At 35.4% G+C, this 19,698-nt stretch carries 17 protein-coding genes; 10 read left to right on the forward strand and 7 right to left on the reverse strand.

Annotation, left to right across the window (positions count from 1 at the left end):
• Positions 1-9 precede the first annotated feature (9 nt).
• Entirely contained in the window at positions 10-1,515 is a 1,506-nt protein-coding gene (locus BA768_RS02275; RefSeq protein WP_065719529.1) for a carboxypeptidase-like regulatory domain-containing protein, read from the forward strand.
• Between the two features lie 205 nt (positions 1,516-1,720).
• On the opposite strand, the gene BA768_RS02280 is transcribed toward BA768_RS02275, so the two are convergent.
• From BA768_RS02280 to BA768_RS02295, 4 genes are all read right to left on the reverse strand, one after another.
• A complete protein-coding gene (locus BA768_RS02280; RefSeq protein WP_034677096.1) occupies positions 1,721-2,368 on the reverse strand; it encodes a response regulator transcription factor in 648 nt (215 codons plus the stop codon).
• A 437-nt stretch (positions 2,369-2,805) separates the two neighbouring features.
• Entirely contained in the window at positions 2,806-4,365 is a 1,560-nt protein-coding gene (locus BA768_RS02285; protein WP_065719530.1) for an Rne/Rng family ribonuclease, read from the reverse strand.
• A 291-nt stretch (positions 4,366-4,656) separates the two neighbouring features.
• A complete protein-coding gene (locus BA768_RS02290; RefSeq protein ID WP_034674127.1) occupies positions 4,657-4,947 on the reverse strand; it encodes an HU family DNA-binding protein in 291 nt (96 codons plus the stop codon).
• A 142-nt stretch (positions 4,948-5,089) separates the two neighbouring features.
• Positions 5,090-5,761, reverse strand: a complete 672-nt coding sequence (locus BA768_RS02295; protein WP_034674128.1) for a response regulator transcription factor — start codon at positions 5,759-5,761, stop codon at positions 5,090-5,092.
• A 178-nt stretch (positions 5,762-5,939) separates the two neighbouring features.
• Here BA768_RS02295 and tssO (BA768_RS02300) point away from each other — a divergent pair, with 178 nt between their 5' ends.
• The 8 genes from tssO (BA768_RS02300) (at position 5,940) to BA768_RS02335 (ending at position 15,926) form a co-directional block, all read left to right on the forward strand.
• Positions 5,940-6,470, forward strand: a complete 531-nt coding sequence (gene tssO, locus BA768_RS02300) for a type VI secretion system TssO (protein ID WP_034674130.1) — start codon at positions 5,940-5,942, stop codon at positions 6,468-6,470.
• A 24-nt stretch (positions 6,471-6,494) separates the two neighbouring features.
• Positions 6,495-7,013 carry a type VI secretion system TssO gene (tssO, locus tag BA768_RS02305; RefSeq protein ID WP_034674132.1) on the forward strand — a complete coding sequence of 173 codons (519 nt, stop codon included), beginning with the start codon at positions 6,495-6,497 and terminating at the stop codon, positions 7,011-7,013.
• A 36-nt stretch (positions 7,014-7,049) separates the two neighbouring features.
• Positions 7,050-7,961 (forward strand): PKD domain-containing protein, encoded by a 912-nt coding sequence (locus BA768_RS02310; RefSeq protein WP_034674134.1) that lies wholly within the window; start codon positions 7,050-7,052, stop codon positions 7,959-7,961.
• Between the two features lie 48 nt (positions 7,962-8,009).
• Positions 8,010-10,409, forward strand: a complete 2,400-nt coding sequence (gene tssR, locus BA768_RS02315) for a type VI secretion system protein TssR domain-containing protein (RefSeq protein WP_065719531.1) — start codon at positions 8,010-8,012, stop codon at positions 10,407-10,409.
• A gap of 96 nt (positions 10,410-10,505) precedes the next feature.
• On the forward strand, positions 10,506-11,009 hold the full coding sequence (locus BA768_RS02320) for a DUF4280 domain-containing protein (RefSeq protein ID WP_034674138.1): 504 nt from the start codon (positions 10,506-10,508) through the stop codon (positions 11,007-11,009).
• Positions 11,010-11,026: 17 nt separating this feature from the next.
• A complete protein-coding gene (locus BA768_RS02325) occupies positions 11,027-14,053 on the forward strand; it encodes a M23 family metallopeptidase (protein ID WP_065719532.1) in 3,027 nt (1,008 codons plus the stop codon).
• Positions 14,054-14,080: 27 nt separating this feature from the next.
• Positions 14,081-14,881, forward strand: a complete 801-nt coding sequence (locus BA768_RS02330; protein ID WP_123947048.1) for a hypothetical protein — start codon at positions 14,081-14,083, stop codon at positions 14,879-14,881.
• An 88-nt stretch (positions 14,882-14,969) separates the two neighbouring features.
• The gene (locus tag BA768_RS02335; protein WP_065719534.1) at positions 14,970-15,926 is read left to right on the forward strand and encodes a hypothetical protein; all 957 of its coding nucleotides are present in this window, start codon (positions 14,970-14,972) and stop codon (positions 15,924-15,926) included.
• A 77-nt stretch (positions 15,927-16,003) separates the two neighbouring features.
• Here BA768_RS02335 and BA768_RS02340 read toward each other — a convergent pair whose 3' ends face one another.
• Positions 16,004-17,797 carry an endonuclease gene (locus BA768_RS02340; RefSeq protein ID WP_065719535.1) on the reverse strand — a complete coding sequence of 598 codons (1,794 nt, stop codon included), beginning with the start codon at positions 17,795-17,797 and terminating at the stop codon, positions 16,004-16,006.
• 275 nt (positions 17,798-18,072) lie between these two features.
• Between BA768_RS02340 and BA768_RS02345 the strand changes: the two genes are divergently transcribed.
• A complete protein-coding gene (locus BA768_RS02345) occupies positions 18,073-18,873 on the forward strand; it encodes a T9SS type A sorting domain-containing protein (protein ID WP_065719536.1) in 801 nt (266 codons plus the stop codon).
• A gap of 93 nt (positions 18,874-18,966) precedes the next feature.
• Here BA768_RS02345 and BA768_RS02350 read toward each other — a convergent pair whose 3' ends face one another.
• Together BA768_RS02350 and BA768_RS02355 are read right to left on the reverse strand one after the other, a co-directional pair.
• On the reverse strand, positions 18,967-19,494 hold the full coding sequence (locus tag BA768_RS02350) for a DUF4136 domain-containing protein (RefSeq protein ID WP_047480708.1): 528 nt from the start codon (positions 19,492-19,494) through the stop codon (positions 18,967-18,969).
• Position 19,495: 1 nt separating this feature from the next.
• Positions 19,496-19,678, reverse strand: coding sequence for a DUF5522 domain-containing protein (locus tag BA768_RS02355; protein WP_034674149.1), 183 nt, complete (start codon positions 19,676-19,678; stop codon positions 19,496-19,498).
• Positions 19,679-19,698: the final 20 nt, after the last annotated feature.

Consider the following 19,698-nt stretch of genomic DNA (forward strand, 5'->3'; position numbering starts at 1 on the left):
AACTAAACTATGGAAACTCTTCTAAAAATATTTGCCCTTTTCATTCTGCTTTTTTCCTTAGGATCTTGCAGTGAAGAATTGGTAGAACAGGCACAAACCGGTACGCTGAAAGGTAAAGTCGTAAAACGGGGAACCAACGAACCGATACAGAATGCAAAAATTTATACCGCACCGAGTACACAAACGGTGTTTAGTGATAAAGACGGAATGTTTGAGATAAAAGATCTTCCGGTTGGTAATTATTCGGTGAAATCTGAGCTTATGGGCTATTTAATCACTTTTCAGGCGGTCAATATTCAAAATCAGGGGCAAATGGTGACAATTGTTTTTGAAATGGATGATGATGATTCATTAAATTCTCCACCCACAACTCCGGAATTATTAAGCCCGATTGATAATGCGGTAAACCAGCCGCTGACAGTTGAATTGAAATGGAATTCTACAGATCCAGATAGTACGGATGTTCTGAAATACCGATTGATTGTGAAAAATAATATCAATACCAATGTTGTTGAGGTCAATGATCTTACTGAAAAGCATTACACACTCGATAATCTGCAGTTCGGAGTCAGTTATTTTTGGCAGGTGGGAGTTTCAGACGGAATTCATCCTGAAGTTTTGAGTGCTGTATTTAAATTTACAACAAACACAGTTCCCGCAAACCGTTATCATTATGCGAGAAAAATAAGCGGTAATTTTGTGATTATGTCAAGTGACAGCCAGGGAAATAATTTCCAATATACTGCATCAATGTATAACAGTTGGCGTCCGAGAAAAAATAATAATGCGGGACTCATTGCATTTTTAAGAACTGAAGGTGGCGGAACTCATATTTATACAGCAAATCCTGATGGTTCAAATCCTTTTAAAGTAACACAGATTCCGGTTTCCGGTTTTAATAATTATGAAATGGATTTTGCATGGAGTACCAATGGAAGCACTTTCATCTATTCTAACTTTGATAAATTATACAAGATCAATAAAGACGGTAGCGGACAACAGCTTTTGTACACCACGCCGGATGGAAGCCTGATTACAGAATGCGACTGGAGCTATGATAACAATAAAATTGCTTTGAAGACCAATAATTTTAACGGCTACAATGTGAAAGTTTACATCATTGATATGCTTGGAAATGTTTTGAAAAATATTATAAGCAGCGGTTCCGGAGCAGCAGGTGGATTGAATTTTTCCGTAGACGGACAAAAACTAATGTACACGAGAGATGTTTCCGGATATCAGGATTCTAATTACCGACAGCTTGATTCAAGAATTTTTATTTATAATTTAACCAATGACACAATTCTGGATGTATCTGCCGAAAGTGAGAAACCTGTCGGAACCAATGATCTTGATCCGAGATTTTCACCAAACGATTCTCAGGTTATTCTGATGAATACTTCCAACGATAATATTTCTCAGAAAAATATTGTGGTAATTGATCTCAACAGTACGATGACTGATTTTACTAGATCCACACTCTTCACAAATGCCGAAATGCCGGATTATGAGTAATGAATAAAAAAACTCCTGCAGATTATTTTGATTAAAAAGTTTTAAATAATAATCTACCCATTTTCAAAATAATCTGCTAAAACCAAATTAACACATCGATATATTCATATTAATTTTGTACGTTTTTCTTTTCTGTTAAAAAGTAAAAGCAAAAAAAATCTAAACTTTTTGAGTTTAGATTTTTCTTGTTTCAAAGCGGAGATCTTTAGCTGAAAATCTTATTCTCTATCGCATATTTCACTACGCCTACAGAATTTTTTACATTCAGCTTCAGCAGGATTCTTTTTCTGTGCGTTTCCACAGTATTGATGCTGATGAAAAGCAGTTCGCTGATGTCTTTACTGCTCAATCCGTTGCAGATGTGTTTCAGGATTTCCATCTCACGTTTAGTCAAGGGATCTTTAATGTGAGAATTTTGCTTTTCCTGTTCATGGCTTATGTAGTTGATCATCATTTCTTTTGCATATTCGCAAATGTAGATTTCATTAGACATCAGAGCCTGGATTGATTTCAGAAATTCATCATAAGAACTGTTTCTGTCGAGATAGCTTTTAATTCCTTTATTGAAAAGTTTTCTGATTGTTGCGACATCAAACGATTTTCCTATGACAATGATCTTCGTATTTTTATTCTTGATGATAATGTTTTCTATGCAAGAATACATTTCAGTAAGAACCAAATTACCAGAACTGATCATTAAAAATTCTGGCGGATTTTGTTCGATGTGTTCAGAAAGATTTTCATAAGAATTACAAATTTCGATTGAGCTAAAAATCTTGGCTTGAACGAGTAATTTTGACAAACCTTCGGCATAAAGCAAAGGCTCATCATAGATGGTTAACTTAGGTTTCATCATGGTCTAGTTTTCAGTATATAAATATAATGAAAAAATGCCAATATTTGCTATGATTTTACCGATATTTTGCGTTTTTTGAGTAAAATAATCTGTTTTTTTTAGGAAAACGATAATTTAAGATGATTTATTTCACTTCGTTATGATTAAAATTTATTTTGTAACTTTTCTGAATGCTTAAAATGCTTATTAACAGAGGGTTTTGTTCTTTTATTCTGATGTTTTTTAGTTTAAAATTTATTCAAGTAGGGAAATGTACAAATGTGAAAGAAAAGGATGATTTTTTTAAATAATTGAACTTGTGGTATCTGTTTTTTAAAGTACGAAAATTGATTAATTAGAAGTCAGAATTTTTCTTATATAATATTTTGAAAATGCTAAATCAGGAAAAAATACAAAGAAAAAGCCTCCAAATTTGGAGGCTGTAAAAATGTTTTTTAATTAGAATATCCGCTCAATTCTTCTTTATTAGAATTGTAGATTTTGTATTCTAAATACTTAAAAGAATCCCTCGGAATGATGGTTACCCATTTTTTGTACTTCAAAAACCATTTCATCTGAATGCTTTTAATTCCTTTGGTAAGGTAAGCTTCCACGAAAGGATGCACATGAAGGAATAGTTTTCCTTTTTCCTTTTGCATAATGTTTCTGATGGTTTCACCCATTCTTTCTACAATAACAATCGGAGCTACAATTTCTCCGTCTTTGTTAGGGTTTTCTTCTTTGGTGTCGATCTGTTTTTCCGGACGGTTTCTTTGTCTTGTGATTTGTATCAGACCAAATTTACTTGGCGGTAAAATCTTATGACGGGCTTTGTCACGGCTCATTTCGGTTCTGAAATGTTCGTACAGGTCTTTTCTGTGTTCAGGGTTGGTCATGTCGATAAAATCTACGACGATGATTCCGCCCATGTCTCGAAGACGAAGCTGTCTTGCTATTTCTGTGGCTGCCATTTTGTTCACGTTCAGTGCGTGTTCTTTATTGGCTGTGTTTCCGGCAGTAATGTTATTTCCGGAATTCACGTCGATTACGTGAAGTGCTTCTGTGTGTTCTATCACCAGATAAGCACCTTTTGAACTTGGAATATTTACGTGTTTTCCGAAGCTTTGTTTAAGCTGTTTTTCAACGTTATAATATTCGAGGAGAGGAATGTGGGAGTTGTAAAACTGAACGATATTTTTTCGTTCCGGAGCTATTACTTCCAGATAATTTTTCATTTCTTCTACCATTTGCTCGTCATCGCAAAAAACATTCACAAAATCCTGATTGAAGTTATCTCTTAAAATAGACGATGCTTTGTCATCCTCACTTAGAACTTTGGAAGGTACTTTATTCTTCTGAATATTCTTGAAAGTATTCTCCCATTTTTGGATGAGCTGATTCATATCGTTATGAAGATCAGCTACTTTCTTTCCTTCTGCAACCGTTCTGATGATCACGCCAAAGCCTTCCGGTTTTATGCTGTCGATCAGGGTGCGAAGTCTTACTTTTTCTTCAGAACTGCTTATTTTTTTTGAAATGGAAACCTTGTTGTCGAAAGGTATCAAGACCAAAAAACGTCCTGTTAAAGAAATTTGTGTAGAAATCCTGGGTCCTTTTGTGGAGATGGGCTCCTTGGTAATTTGTAATAAAACGATATCATCTTTGGCGATGATCTTATCTACTGTCCCGTTTTTGTCGATTTCAGGCTGAATTTCAAAATTTTTCAGACCTGAAGAAGTCTGTTTTTTAGAAACCGAATCTTTTAGAAATTTTCGGTAGGTAAGGTATTGCGGTCCCAAATCCTGATAGTGCAGAAAAGCATCTTTATCATAGCCGATGTTTACAAATGCGGCATTAAGATTGGGGGCAAGTTTTTTTACTTTTCCTATAAACAGATCTCCGACTACAAAATCATTCTTGTCTTCTTCCTCATGAAGTTCACATAGTCTGCCATCCTCCAGCAAAGCAATCTTTGTAAGATCATCTTCATGCGAAACTATTAGTTCTTTCTTCATTTTAAAATTAAAGATAAAAAGATTGATAATGAAATTTGAGAATCGAACAGCTGTATCTTATCTCAATTTCTGCTTATTTTACATAACAAAATATAGTCGGTGAATATTAATAACTTAAAAACACCAACTATATTATTATATTGAAAAATCCCGTAAGAGATTATTTTTTCTTATGTCTGTTCGCTCTTCTTCTTTTCTTTCTTTTGTGTGTTGCAACCTTGTGTCTTTTTCTTTTCTTTCCGCTTGGCATAATGTTAAATTTTTTAGTAACTAGTTAATATTAATTATTCTTTATTTTACTGCAACTTTAGTTTTCACTTTCTCCACAAAAGATTTTGATGGCTTGAAAGCAGGAATATTGTGTGCAGGAATTTCGATTGCAGTGTTCTTAGAGATGTTTCTCCCCGTTTTTGCTGCTCTTGTTTTCACGATGAAAGATCCAAAACCTCTTAAGTAAACATTGTCTCCATTGTACATAGAAGTTCTGATCTCCTGCATAAAAGCTTCTACAACTTTCTGTGTTTCATTCTTTTCGGTCCCCAATTTATTTGAGATGGTGTTTACCAATTCTGCCTTTGTCATTTCCTTTGTAAATTTTAAATTTTAGGTGTGCAAATTTAGTTAAAAAAAATGAATAGTAGCAAATTCAGGCGAAAAATATTTCAACATAAATAGCTGACAATTTTATGTTTAGTATAGTATACGTCCGAAAAGAAGAGATTTTTTACATACTCGAATTGTAATATCCGTTTTCTACACAGAATCTGATGAGGTGGAGTTTGGTCTTTAAACCGAGCTTTTCTGTAAGTCTGTTGATGTACGTATCGATGGTTCTGGTGCTTAGATTAAGCTGTTCGCCGATCTCTTTATTACTGAATCCTTCATAGCAGAATTTCATCAGCTGGATCTCTGTTGGTGACAGTTCTTCCTGACTCATTTTCTGTCTGTTCATATATTCCTGTACAGCGAGTGGCTGTTGTTGCCAGGATTCATAATAGGCATCGTAGTCAAAATCTTTGGATGAGATCTGTCCTTTTACAATGTCTTTTATCGTATTGCTGTTTTTCTGACAGTAATAGATGTTTGGGATTTTACCTAAAATCTCTGCAATATCTTCCTGAAAAGTTCCCGAATAAGTGATAATGGGAGTTTCGTTGTTGTTTTTTCTGATGAATTTGATGGCTTCAATACCGCTGAGAACAGGCATGAAAAGTTCTATAATGAAAACATCTTCCTGTCTTCGGTACGTTCTGTTGATAAGCTCATGACCATTGTTGCAATCGTTGAGAAGCATATTGAAAGGGTTTTCCAGAAGCGTTTTGATCATTATTTTTTTAAAATAAAAATCGCTGTCTGCAATAGAAAAACGTACTGTATTGGTCAGTAACTTGCTCATTCTTTTTCGTGATTTGGTAGGTAGAAGTAAAATTCTGATGACTAAAATATGAAAATCTTTCGGATCTGAAAATTAAACTTTACATTAAAAAATTGTAAATAGTATTGTATGCATTGAATTTAATTTTGTGCATAACTGTTTTTTTTGTTATTTTCACATTCCAAACCAAATTACAGATATGTCTTCTAACAGAGAAAAAAAATTAAATAAATCTGACGTCAGATCGGGAATATGGAAATTCATATTTTCGTTTGTCATTTTATCTGCTGTTTCATTTACCAGCGTCTTTTTCTTTTTCAAAAGCTATGATACTCAGCTTAAGGGAGTTGATGATGAAGTTGGTCGCTATCGTGACTTGCTGAACAGAGATAATCTTTTGCGTACCCATGTAGACAGTATTTACGCAAGAATGGAGCTTTTAGATTCTGATAAAGCTTATAACGATAATTTTTTACGCACCTATATTCTCGATAATGTTCGGGAAGCACAGGACATTATGGGAGCCGATAGCGCTAATAATTTCAAGCATTATGCTGTTTTAATGCAGAAAATAAAGCCAATGCTCAATCTGAAAAGTCAGATAATCAGTGTTTCTTTCAAACAACAGATTGCGATACGCAACGTTCAGGAATGTCAGGGAAAATCTAATCAGATCAACAATAAAATGAAAATAGATCCTACCAGAAAGTTTACAGGTAGAAGAAGATAGCCATTATTTTAAAGTAAAGAAATTATGCAGGGCCAGATCACACTATCAAAAAAAGAAAAACAATATCAGTTTTTATATCTGATTTTAATGCTTGTTGTTGCGCTTTTGTTTTTAGGAATTATTTTTCTTAAAAGTTTCGCATCTCCTTTTTCAGAAGCAGATACCAATTCGCTACAGATCCTTGAGCAGAAAGTAAAATTCAACCAGCAGCAGAAAGTCGGGCTGGTTTTAATAGACACTGCTTCAGCAAGAGTAAACAGATTGTCTGTAGAAATTCAGCAGCCAGTAGAAAGAAATGAGGCGGAATTTGCTATACAGGATTTAGCCAATACGTTTCAGAATGTTGTTGTTAACGATCCACGTAAACAGGCATTTCCGCAGATCGGAAAATTTTTCAAAATGAATATGATCGATAAAGACAGAATTATGAAAATGAATGAAACAACAAAAACATTTGAAAAGCAGTTTGAAGACTGCCAGTTAGGATACAAAGAAAAAAGCCAGAGTCTCCGCGATAGGAATAACGCTTTAAACGCAAGATAACACCATAAATTATAATACACATCACAAAAAACTACTATGAACTATTTTCAAAAGAACAGGAAAAACATCATCATTGGTGTTATAGCCACATTACTTATCGCCGCACTCGTCGCATTGTGGCTTCAGAAGAAGGTCATCCATTCGGCAGATGATATCAAAGGAGTGGTTTTCCCGTCTTCACTTTTAGTAAGAGATACCTTAACGTTTCAGGATAAAACCGAGTTTGCCAAATTCAAAAGATGGGATTTTGGTGATGGCACTACTTCCGATAAAAGCAACGGAATTCATTTTTATGATAAGCCGGGTTACTACAACGTAACATTGATTATTGACAATAAATACACAAAATCTTTCCCGATTCTCGTTTCGGCAAGAGGAATTCCAAAACCTAAAGACAGTGCATCTTCAGTTACGAAAATTGATGCGCAAACGCAGGCAATGCAGTACGAAAATGTGCAGTTCCGTGCCCTTTCTGATGCTTCTCAATTTACCTGGAGATTTGGGGAAACGGGTAAAATTGATGCTAAAGATAAATTGGCGATTTATGCTTTCCAAAAACCGGGAGATTATGTGGTTACGTTGTATACCGATAAAGATATTGAGCCTATTCAGCACCATATCAAAATTCTTCAGGCTTACAATTCTATGGAAGATGAAGAGCCTACATTGGATGAACTGTATGCTAAAAAGGATAATGATTTTAAATATCACCTGCAGCAGATCGCAAACGGAAACAGCTTTAATATGCATTACAACTATCTCCTGAAAACTTATCTGTGCAACAACGAAAATGCAATCGTAAAAGTTTCAGACAGCAAGGTTAATAATTTTTATCTGTACTGTGCAGGTCTTCAGTTTGATAAAAATATGGTAATACAATCTGTAAAACTCAATTTTGACGACGGTATGACCTGTGTAACCAAAGTAGATATCAACCAAAGTAAATAATTTATGCTCCAGTTTTTAGGGCATTGCACCAATCATAAAGAAAATAAGATGAAAAATAAATTTCCTCTAGCGGCATATTATGTGGGATTATCGGTTTTACTTACCAGTTGTCAGGTAAAATTACCGTCGAGAAAAACCCCTGAGCCACAAAAATACGGGCAGATTGACAACGCTTCAGTAATTAATGGGTATCCTAAAAAATCAGTACCATGGATCGCTATTTCAGACCGTTCCAGAAACACTGCTTATCTAGATAAAAATGATGAAAAATCGTATAAGGAAGTTAAGTTTTTAGAGCCTTTAATGGTTCTGAAAAGCCGGGACGGAATGGTAAAAGTGGCAGAATATATTCCTGATGCATTGATGAAAAAAGTTTCATCAAAACAAATAAAAACTTATGGGTGGATTCCGGAATCTGATCTTTTGCTTTGGAGTAATTCGTTAAAAAATGAAAAAAATGGTTATCCGGTAAGAGTCGCAGTCGTACCAAACAGCCCAAACGTCATCAAAAGTGCTGAAAGGTATTATAAAAATGACTCGATTATGGTTTTTAACTCACCAAGTCTGATCGAAATGGCTGATGTAAAAATTCCAAACGGACAAATGGTTTATGTTTACAAACAGGCTGAAAACAACAAACGCTTTTTGGTAGGGAAAAAACCGACCATCGACATCGATAGCATCAGTACAGGTCTGTACGGATGGGTAAGTTCTGATGTAATTTCTACTTGGGGCGAACGTTCCGCAGTGAAAATGAAAAATACGACGGGCGTAAAAGAAACCACGCTGGGAATTCATGAAGGTGCTCCCGGAGGTGCGGATGCGGATAAACGAACCGCAGTTTTACTTACAGATGTTGATAAAAGACCACCTCTTGAAAATATTTTTCCGGTAACTTTAGCTTTAAATGAAGAAGCGAAACCAGATACGAGAACAAAATATTTTACCAATGTTTTAGATTACAGTAAAAACTTTGTTAAAAATGTTTTGGGAGAGGCCATTTATTTTGACCGTTACAGAGAAATAATTGATAAGAATAAAAAGGCAAATATCGTATTTGTTTTGGATGTAAGCGCATCAAATACACCATATATTCCGATTGTTGGGTCGCTTTTACAGGATCTTCAGCTCAAATTTGAAAAACCTACCTATTTTAATTCAATTAAATATGGTGTAGTTCTTTACAAAAACAATTCTTGTGGGGAGAATGTAGCTCCATCAGTTTTGAGTCAGGATTACAATAAAGTAATTAAATTTATAGAGGATAAAGTAAATGAAATGAATTGCCCTAGTAATATCGGAAATCAGCCTCTAAATGAAGGTTTGATAGCTGCAGGGAATTTACTTTCTAATGTTCCGGATGAAACCAATATTGTGATCACAATTGGTACTTCTGCCAACAGAAACGGGAGTATGTCTAGTGTAATTGGTTCACTTACACAAGCTCAGGCAAAGCTGATTATGTTCCAGACGAATGCTCGTTCTTCTGATACGTATAACGATTTTGTTTTGATGTCGGAAAATATTGTTACCAATACGGCGAAGAATGTTGCTGAATTAAAAAAGCAAAAAATCATCAAGCAGAGTGATGTCTTAACGAAGAATAATTTTAATCTGATAGAGAGTGACGCAGGTTTCTTTTCATTAGATTTTCCTAAACAGAGCATGGCTCAAGGCTTTGTTATTTTTCCTAAAAAAGGAGATATTACCGCTCCTGGTTTGTTGGTGAAATCTGTCGATAGTCTTATTGCTCAGGTTACTTACGATAACGAAATGATTGATAAATCTTTGAATGAGCGTTTTCATTCTTCGGTAGGTGCAGATAAAACGGAGGTTGATTTCAAATACAAATATCTATATCCGGGATTAACGAATCCTGTTCCTTCGGGAATTGCAGCCCAGCTGATCAATTACGGAAATCCGTTTTTGGCAAAAGGTTATATTCCTAAAGAATTAATGGATTATAAGCAGGGAATGGAAAAAGGAATTTTGATTTCAGAAACTGAATATGATCAATTAAAAGCTTTCTACAGAGAAGTTTATGAAAATACCGGAGCTGCAAGAACCGATTTTAAACAAGGAAGAGCTGTGAAAGAATATATTAAACTTCTGAAAAAATATAACCCGACCTTGCAATTTTTAGATAAAGGTGAACTCTATAAACAGCCAATGTCTTATGCTGTAGCGGTAAGCACAGGTTTTGATAATTCTGAAGAAGAAAAAATGTCAAAATATATGCTGAGAGGTTGGACGAAATCAAATATTATTACCAACGAGGAAGCTAGAAGCTATTTTAAATATTATAAAGATTTAGCAGACAGAATGCTTACGCATCGAAATAATCCTGCGGTGAAAATTAAGCAAAACGGTCAGGAATTTTACTGGCTTAGTGAATATTTTATGCCGACAATGCTTCCGGTAGAAGAGCCGGAATACACTAAGCATTAATTGTTTACTGCATAACAAAAAAACGGAAAATTAATTTTCCGTTTTTTTTATGTTAAATTACTTTTTGTTATCTTTGAGATACCAAATATCACAAATATGTCTACTCAAGCATCATCTCATGATGGCAAACACTTTGTCGTTCAAAAGGGAACATGTCAATGTGATCAGGGAGATCAGTTTCCTAAACATATCGTAAGTACACACAACAAACATTTCTGGAATGATTCTGCAGGAAGTGCAGATTATCTGGCTGTCACAGAAGACGACCTACAGTTTGATCCACCCGGTCCAAGTTTTGGAAAATGTAAACTAAAACCAAGCTCAGGCGGTTATCTTCCCTGCGCATATGCACCTGCAGGAAAATGGCAGAAAACTTATGAAAAAGTTTTGGTAATGGATAAAAAATGTGTGACTGAAGTTTCTGAACTTCAATGTACAACTGGTGGCAAAATAACCATTAAAGATCACGGGCAGCGTGGTGAGATGAGCAAACAGAATGTGAAAAATGCAGATGAGAAAATCATCAGACACATGAATCCTCTGGTAAATGTCGATGACTTCAAAGAAACAGCGATGGAAAGCGAAATAGATGCTTATTAATTTTAAAAATTTCTGAGATGTCAAAAAGAGGAGTTTCAAAAATATCAGGTAATACTTCTCCTAAAGTAGGGGAGGCGACGAATTACACTATTGCAGACTGGTATCCTGCGACACCACAAAATCAACGTAATGCAGCAGGTGTTACTTGGGAATTGTTCAAAAAAAGATCCGACGGCAGATTTACAACAACCAACATAAAAAAAACAGGTACAGGAACTTTTACTTTTGGTGAAGTTGCACAAAAGCATACCTATCGCCTTGAAGCTTATCTTTTCGAACCGGAAGGAAGTGGAGCTTCTACCATTGAAATCACTCCGCAACCTGCAGCAGTTCCGAAAATTGAAAAAGTAGAACTGCAATATGTAGATGATTCTCCCGGAACTGAATTTAGTTTTACTGAAAAAATGAGAGCTCGTGCACACTGCGTTAATTTGGCGGGTAAAAAATTGAAATTTTCTCTTTGGGAAGATGATCAGACTGGGGAAGGTCATGATGTCAAAAATCTTTTAATTGAAACGAAAGAAGCGTCTGTAAATGCAAGTGGCGTTGCTGTAGCAGAATTTACTTTAACAAGGGCATTGATGCAAAAAGCAATGCAGGGCGAAACAGATCCCGAAAAGCTTGAATTTTATGTTACCGTAGAATATTTTTCGCATACGAAACATGCAACGGATAATGTTAATGTAAATAATCCGCTTCATGCTCCGACTCCGGTAACCAGACCGCAACCAAGACCACAGCAAACAAATAATAATTCTTCATCGCAGACAACACCTCCTGCTCAGACAACACCTCCTCCGAGAGCTCAAAACTCTCCTGCGGCTGCAAAACCTCAATCTCAAAAGGAAGAAAAAGGAATCGTCGACAGAGTTACAGATTGGTGGAACAAGCTTGAACTTTGGGATTACAAAGAAGCTCCGGGAAAAATTACAGCCCAGAAAACACCGACTCCACAAGCAGGCGGCGGGAAAACAGTGAGTATTGTTCAGGATTCTTCTGTTGAGAATTTAACGGATGCTTATTTTGCTAAAAAAGAATACACAAAACTTACAGGTGAAGCAGATGGAAATCATGTGTACACATTTGGCGGAAGAAAAGCCAACAACAAAACTTCTACTGCCGATGAAAAAGCAAAAGTAGCCGATACTGTTCTTAAAAGAATCGCAGGCGAATTAAAAGCTGCAAAAAAATATACGACAAAAGAAACCATTATTCAGGCACTCACAGCAAATGAATATGGTACTGATACGGAAAATAACAAAACCGTTACAATTCCTGTTTTTAAATTGGGGGCAGAATTCAAAAAGATAGAGAAAGCACCTTTAGATTCTAAAGTTTATCTTGTTGCCCGTGCAGCAGGTTTGAACGGAAAACAGGCAACCATTATCATTAAAGAAAAAGATGGTTTCCTAAAAGGTTCTGCAGGAGCAGTTTTACCGGTTCTTGAAATTACGGAAGCTCAGATGGAGCAACCTGCACAGGCAGGAACAGAAGTTCAGGGCACAGAGAAAACAGAATTTAAAGCCACTATAGAAAATGGAATAGCTAAAGTTCCTGTCCATCTGAGACCTAAGTCTAATGATGATTTTAAGCAATGGAGAGAAAAATTAGCAAAAGGAAAAGAAGATGGTGAATATACTTATAAATTCGGTGGAGATACTGCCATCGCAAATGATAATGATAAGCGAAGAATTGCCGATATTATTTTAACCAATGCCAAAAAAGGCAATGCCAACAATCCGAAAATTGCTGAAGATAAAACAGCTTTCATTGCCGATATTGAAAGTATTTTAGAGGTGAAAACCTATAAGCAAAATGATACGGTAAAGTTTAAATTGTACAAAAAACAATCTGAGCTGTTGTATCTTCAGGTAAAAGCACAGGGAGAAAAACAGCATGAAAAAGACTTCCTGAAAACGGATGGCGCCTATTTCCAATTAACGAAAACAAAACCGGTGATTTTCCCACTCAAAGTAAAACCGGAAAATGATCTTGGCAAAACCTGGGGACAAAATTATTATTGGGCAGCAAGTCAGGGTAATAATATGACGACTTTCAATTCAAACAGAAGCAAAGGAACCAGAAAGCATGCAGGTCGAGATCTTTACACGCAGCCGGAAACCGAAATTGTTGCCATGGCAGATGGTGTAGTTCTAAAAACAGCACCTTTCTATGCCGGAACCGATTATATTGCCGTACATCATAAAACCAACGACGGACGTGAGTTTATCATCAATTACGGTGAAGTTGCGCCAAGCAAGAAAGAAGTAAAAGAGGGAGATCAGGTTGTACAGGGACAAAAACTGGGAGTTACCGGTTATCTTCACGGGATTACAGTGATCAGCGGTCATACTATTTATATGATTCACTTCGAGCATTATACAGGAACTGAAGGTTTTGATTTAGATAAAAATCATATCTTGTCGGGCGACAACAAATATAAGCGAAGAAGCGATCTTGTAGATCCGCTGGAAATTTTGAGAGAAGGGTATAAAAATACTTTCGATGATGATACAGGTGATGACGAACTATTCACAGAAGAAGACGGTAAACAAGCTATTACCGATCTGTATAACCGATATAAAAACCAAACTTGGAAATGGAAATGGGAAGGTTCGGAAGAAGAAGTTGAGGTTACAGGCAAACAGCTGGTTACCATTGTAGAAAAAATGTACCGATTAGAGACTTCTCATTTCAAATCAAAACAATATCAGCATTGCGGAACAGGAGGTATGGAAGCGTTTGGAGAACCGCCTTATTACGGTTGGGATTCTTCACTTTTCATCGAGCAGCCAACAGGAACATGGAGTGCTTTTGAAGGTAAAGGTTTGAGTGGAGCAGGAGGAAATGCACAGATTACCGATAAGCAGAAAGAGTTTGTAAAATTACCTTCTGTACTTGCCGGAATGGAATACAAAGCAAAATACATCATCAAATACAACGGAAATTATGCACGATGGTTTAATGCGAAAGATACAACCGCACAAACGGCTTATCAGGATTCTTTAAAGAATATCAGAGCCAGATTTATAGAAGCCTTGTAGTTTATATTTAAATTTATGATTAAAAAAATGAAGCAAAGCGCAATACTATTTTTTGTTTTATTCATGTTTGGATGCCAGAAGGCGTCCAATAAAGCAGAACCGATTGCTGAAGTAAAAAGTGCAGAAGTTGTTCAGCCAAAAACTGTTGAGCAAAAGTCAGAGATCAATTGTGAAGAGTTTTTCCGACAGCTTGTTTTGTCCAGCAATCTTCCGGCGGTAAAAAATTACAAGGATGTTTTTATCAGAATTGAAAGCAGTTCTGATGATAAAATTGTTTTGGAATTATATGTAAAAAACAATCTTTCAGAATCTTCACAGAATATACAGGTAGTAGAAAATGCAGTTGCGTGGCTCAATTTTGTACCCGGTTCAGAAAAACTTTTTGATATTACGGCTGATCCAGAAGAACCTGTGGAAATTAGTTTCAAAAAAGAACTTCTTACTCAATATGATTTCAGAAAAGTTTGTGGTATTACAGCCGGAAAAAACGAAAAATCAATAGCCAATATTGCTAAAACTAATTGTAAGGAGCTTACTGGTGAGATGATGTCGGGTGAGGAATGTATCATTTCTTCCAATTCGCTCGAAGATGTTTATCAGGAAATTATTAATCAGTCGTTGGTAAGAGATTCGGAATTTCTGCTTAAAAAGCTTCCGAAAACCAATACTTCTGAAAAGGTAAATAAAAATGGAATCGTTGAAATTTCTTATAAGATCAATAAAAATTCGGTCATCATTGAAATGCTCTACGAAGGCGGAGTAACAGATATAGAATTGTATAACCAGAATCAGTCTGTCAGGAGAAAAATTGTTTATAATGCCGATTAATTTTAAAAATTTTTTGAAAAGAAAATAATATTTATAAACCTTTACGATAATCTGAAATCGCAATTTTCTAAATGAAGCTCTAAAATTTATGATGATTCACTTTATACTTCCCGGAGATACACTGGAAAACATTGCAGAAAAAATTAAGCTTGAAAATCCTGTATACGTTAAAGAATTTCACAATACCTACTGCAGACATGAAGATTTTATCGAAAAAGAGCTCGTCCCCGGAAAGAAGCTTCTTTTACCTGATTTAAAGAAAATAAATGATTACAACGCAAGAAATGATGCGCCTTTCAAAAGTTTAGAAAGAAATCCGGAAATTATATTTGATCCGGTTGGGTTTTCCAATGATTTTAAAGTTAAAATTAAAGAATCAACCAATGACGGTGGTAAAATAATCGAGAACGCATTCTCTTATGTCGCATCTTTACAATGGATTAAAAACGAATTCAACGAACATCTTTTTCATTTTTCAAAAGATCAGTTTTCGAATCTTCATGATACCAAAATGAGCTATCTTGCTGTCGAAAGCATGAATTGTTTAGGTTCGGTGGAGGTTTATGTTAATTCTAAAGGAGAATTAGTTAGAACTGCTGTAAAAAATAAGATTTTGAATGATTTGAATGGAATAATGGCAAAATTGTATGATCTGTTTCATGACAAATATGCTGCAATTTATCTTGAAGAATTTAAATATGTCGTTCAGAACCCTGTACTTTTTGATCAGAAAATGAAGCAGGATTACTTCTTGAAAACGTATTTTTCCTCATTCCGAAATCCTTTTAGAAACGGAACATCTTTTTTTGAAATAAATTTCAATTCTGATTCATTACCTATTCAGCAAACAGTAAATTCATTGGAAAATCAAAACGAAATTTCTCTTGTCCAGTCTTTAGCTGATGACACTCAGAATGATCTTAGTTTTACAGGAAATCTTACTCTTTCAAAAGATAATGGATTGATTAAAAATATGAATGTCTGCCAATCATATAAACAATATGATATAAAATATACGACCGACTTTAGCTTTGAAGCTGTCTGATTAAATCGTCAATTTATAAAAATGCTGTCCGGAAATTCAGGACAGCATTTTTATTGCTTAGTGATAATAATTACAAATTATTTTACGATAAATTTTAAGGCTGATTCGTCAAGTTTTAAAATGTAAGTTCCCTGTAATAAGCTTTTAATTCTAATTGAATTTTCCTTTCTGAAAGGATGATCAAAAGTCTGCATTACTTTCCCTTGAAGGTTATAGATCTCCGCTTTTTTGATGCTTTCAGTTTCACCTTTTACAAAAATTTCATTATTCACAATTGGATTAGGATAGATTTTTAATTCTTTTGCTTCCGCATTAAAACTTGGGGTCTTCGCTTGTCTTGAAGCTGTATTATGACAAGTCCAGCTTAAATTATCAATCGCTACTCTGTTACTGGCAGAATTATTAACTAAAGTTATCACTACATTTCCGGAAACATTGATGTTGTTAATGGTTGTAGTCGTTGCAGTTGTGCTATATGGTACAGTGCCGACCGTTACACCATTTACCTGAATATTAAAAGTACCATTGCTTCCACTGAATTTCAGTTGAGTTGTAACGGTTAATGAGCCAATTCCGTTTGCTGAGCTGTTTGATTTTAATGATCCGTCTCTTATGGTTATGGCTTTATTTGTAATTGTTTGATCGGTTCTGGAATCAGTTGCAGTCCATGTAATTCCGTTGCTCGTCCATGTCCTTGTAGAATACGATGATGAGCTTGCCGATGGAATGGTCTCGAAATTTTCACTTACACAACCTGTCGGGTTAGGATTGGTTGTTCCAGCATTTGTTGTTGCCGAAACAGTTGAGCTGTTTGCAGAAACATTTCCTGCTGCATCTTTCGCTTTTACATAAAAATTATACGTTGTAGAGGGGTTTAATCCAGAAACAGTTGTAGAAGTTGATGCAACATTGGTTTTTAAGCTACCATTCATATAAACATCGTAAGATGATACCCCTACATTATCGGTGGAAGCATTCCATGTTAAAGAAACTGTATTGGTTGTTTTACCGGAAACCGTTAAGTTAGTAACAGTTGACGGGGTCTGTGTGTCTGTTGTTGGAGCTTGTCCGCCCCAGATTTGATTCACATAACTTGGGTTATCAATAAACGGGTTTCTGTTTCCCTGAAAAGTATAAGAAGCATTATTTCTGTTAATTTCAGCCTGAGAAACCGGATCCTGATTGTGCCAAGCTAAAAGTACATTCAGTTCCCACGTTTGAAGTCCCGGAAATGCCGAAGATCCAAGCATGTTTCCTGTAGAGAATGTAGAAAGTTTACTTTGGTATCTCGTGACAAAATAAAAAACCATTCTGGCTACGTCACCTTTAAATTCATCAATCGGTTCAAAAACTGTCCCTGAAAATCCTGCAGAAGAAGAGCTTCCAAGCTTAGAACCATTTAAAGAAGTAAAGCTTGCACTCCCGACTTTCCCGAAAGGATAATTGGAACGCATTCCGTTTACCTTTCCGTCGGTTGCTCTGATGAAATGGACGTCAGATTTCATAGGAGAAGCTTCACTGAAGAGACTTTGAGGAACGATGTGTTCACGGTTGTAGCAATTTCCTTCGGTAGAATACGTTCCGCATTGATTATTTCCGGGAGTATATTTATAAGGATCTGCAGAACTTGGTCTTTCGGAATAAATGTCGAGAATAGAGCCGTCATTTTCGTAATTTTTATCAATATCGGTTGTCTTGTAAGCGGTCCAAAGTCCGTTGTAGCCTTTGTCCTGATGTCCGTTAGTGATGATATTGCTTAATGCAGTTTTAAGCTGAGCTCCTGATAATCCGTTGGCTGAGTTGTAATATCCTGCAGGAGCCTGTGCAAGAGCCAGCTGCGAGAATGTAAAGAATAAAAATAGTTTTTTCATAAAAATATAATTTGCGGTAAGATTAATACAATTTGGTGAATGTAAAATTACATTATTATTAAAAGTAAGACTCACTAATATTAAATTTTACAACGTTATGCACAATATTTATTGTTTGATTTTGAAACAGTGGTATTTGTAAATTTTATATTCTTTTATTAAAATTAATTAAGTTTAATATAAAGTATGAATGAATTTTTAATTGATATAAATCATAATTATTTATAAAATGGCAATAGAATTTATATTTATTTTTGTGATTAAATTTATTTAGAATGATTAAAAACAATTTTCTTTTTGCAGGTCTTATTACTGCATCTGTCGGTTCATTTTTGAATGCCCAGTGTAATGCAGTATCTGAATTTTCTGAAAATTTTGATACGCTGTCATGCTGTAACATGGGAGTAGTTCCTTCTTGCTGGAATAGTATTCTTACAGCAGGTGGCGGAAATCAGATTATTTCAAGCACTTCTCCTGCATCCAGCCCGAGTAATGTTTATCAGACAGGATATAATAAAGTTTCCATTGTCGTCATGCCGTCACTTACCAATATCAATGCGGGAACGCACCACTTTAAATTTAAGGTAAGAGTAAATTCAGGACCGGGACTTTTAGATTTTGGGTATATAACGGACGTTGATGATGCAACAACTTTTGTAACACTGCAATCGATTACAATCACTAATAGCACATATGATAGTACTTCAGAAAGAATTTTTGATGTGCCTACAACAGTTCCTGCAAATGCAAGACTGGCCATCAGAAATCCCGGAACAACCTGGGCTGGTCACTATTGGGATGATGCAGTCTGGGAACCGAAAACGGCATTATCTACCAGCGATTTAAAATTAAATGATTTTAAAATCTATCCAAATCCTTTTACTGATGTGATTACCCTTTCTGACACAAAAGAAATAAAACAATTAAAAGTCACAGATGTTTCCGGAAGACTGATCAGAATGATAGAAAAACCATCTTCGAAAATAAATCTAAGCGATTTGAAAGCAGGAATTTATTTTATGACGATAGAATTTAAAGACGGAAAATCACAGACTGTTAAAACCATCAAAGAATAATTATTTTTAAAAACCCTTATTTTTAGTGTGTAATCAAAAAAAGTCAACACAAAATTTGTGTTGACTTTTATATAATTTAAATTGAAAATTTTATTATTTCTTCATTCCCGGAGGATAGTTAGCCATAATTTCACCCACGATCTGAGGAATCTGTTTCTGCTTAGCTTTTGGTCGGTCTACAGAAATTCCGCTTCCAATTCCCTGCCAAACCAGCTTTTGAGATCTTGCATCAACCATATCAACGATTATTGCTCCTTCATTGTAGTTGCTGCTCCAGGTTCTGTTCATTCCGATTCCCCATCCGAAACCACCGCCCCATCCCCACATTCCGCCAGGATTGGATGTCGTAATATCAGTAACTTTTTTGTGATTTGCTTTCACATTAACGATCAAATCAGGGTTTTCTCCAGACTGGAGACCTTTCATCTGCAATTGCTTAGAAAGCTCGTTCAAAACCCTGTCTTTATCAATATCGTTCAGCTTCAGATCATCTATTCTGATTTTATACGTTTTGTATGACGAGAAATTAGCTGTCTGCGCGTAATCTGAACGCACTTTGAAAGGGCTGCATGATGACAAACCTAAACTTGCAGCAAGCAAAATAAAAATATATTTCTTCATTTTATTTATTTTTTTTATTGGTTTTTATAAATGTGTCTGTCTTTTTATCATATCCGTACGGACAGTGTCTGCATCCGCTTTTACAGCAATGTCCACGTTTCAGATGAAATTTTTCTGTAAAAACCTTATAGCCCTGCTCGTTATAGTAAAAGTCTTCACCTTCTTTGATTTGAAAAAGTGCCATAAGTTAAATCAAAACTTTTA

Source organism: Chryseobacterium sp. CBo1 (assembly GCF_001693475.1).
Lineage (GTDB): Bacteria > Bacteroidota > Bacteroidia > Flavobacteriales > Weeksellaceae > Chryseobacterium > Chryseobacterium formosense.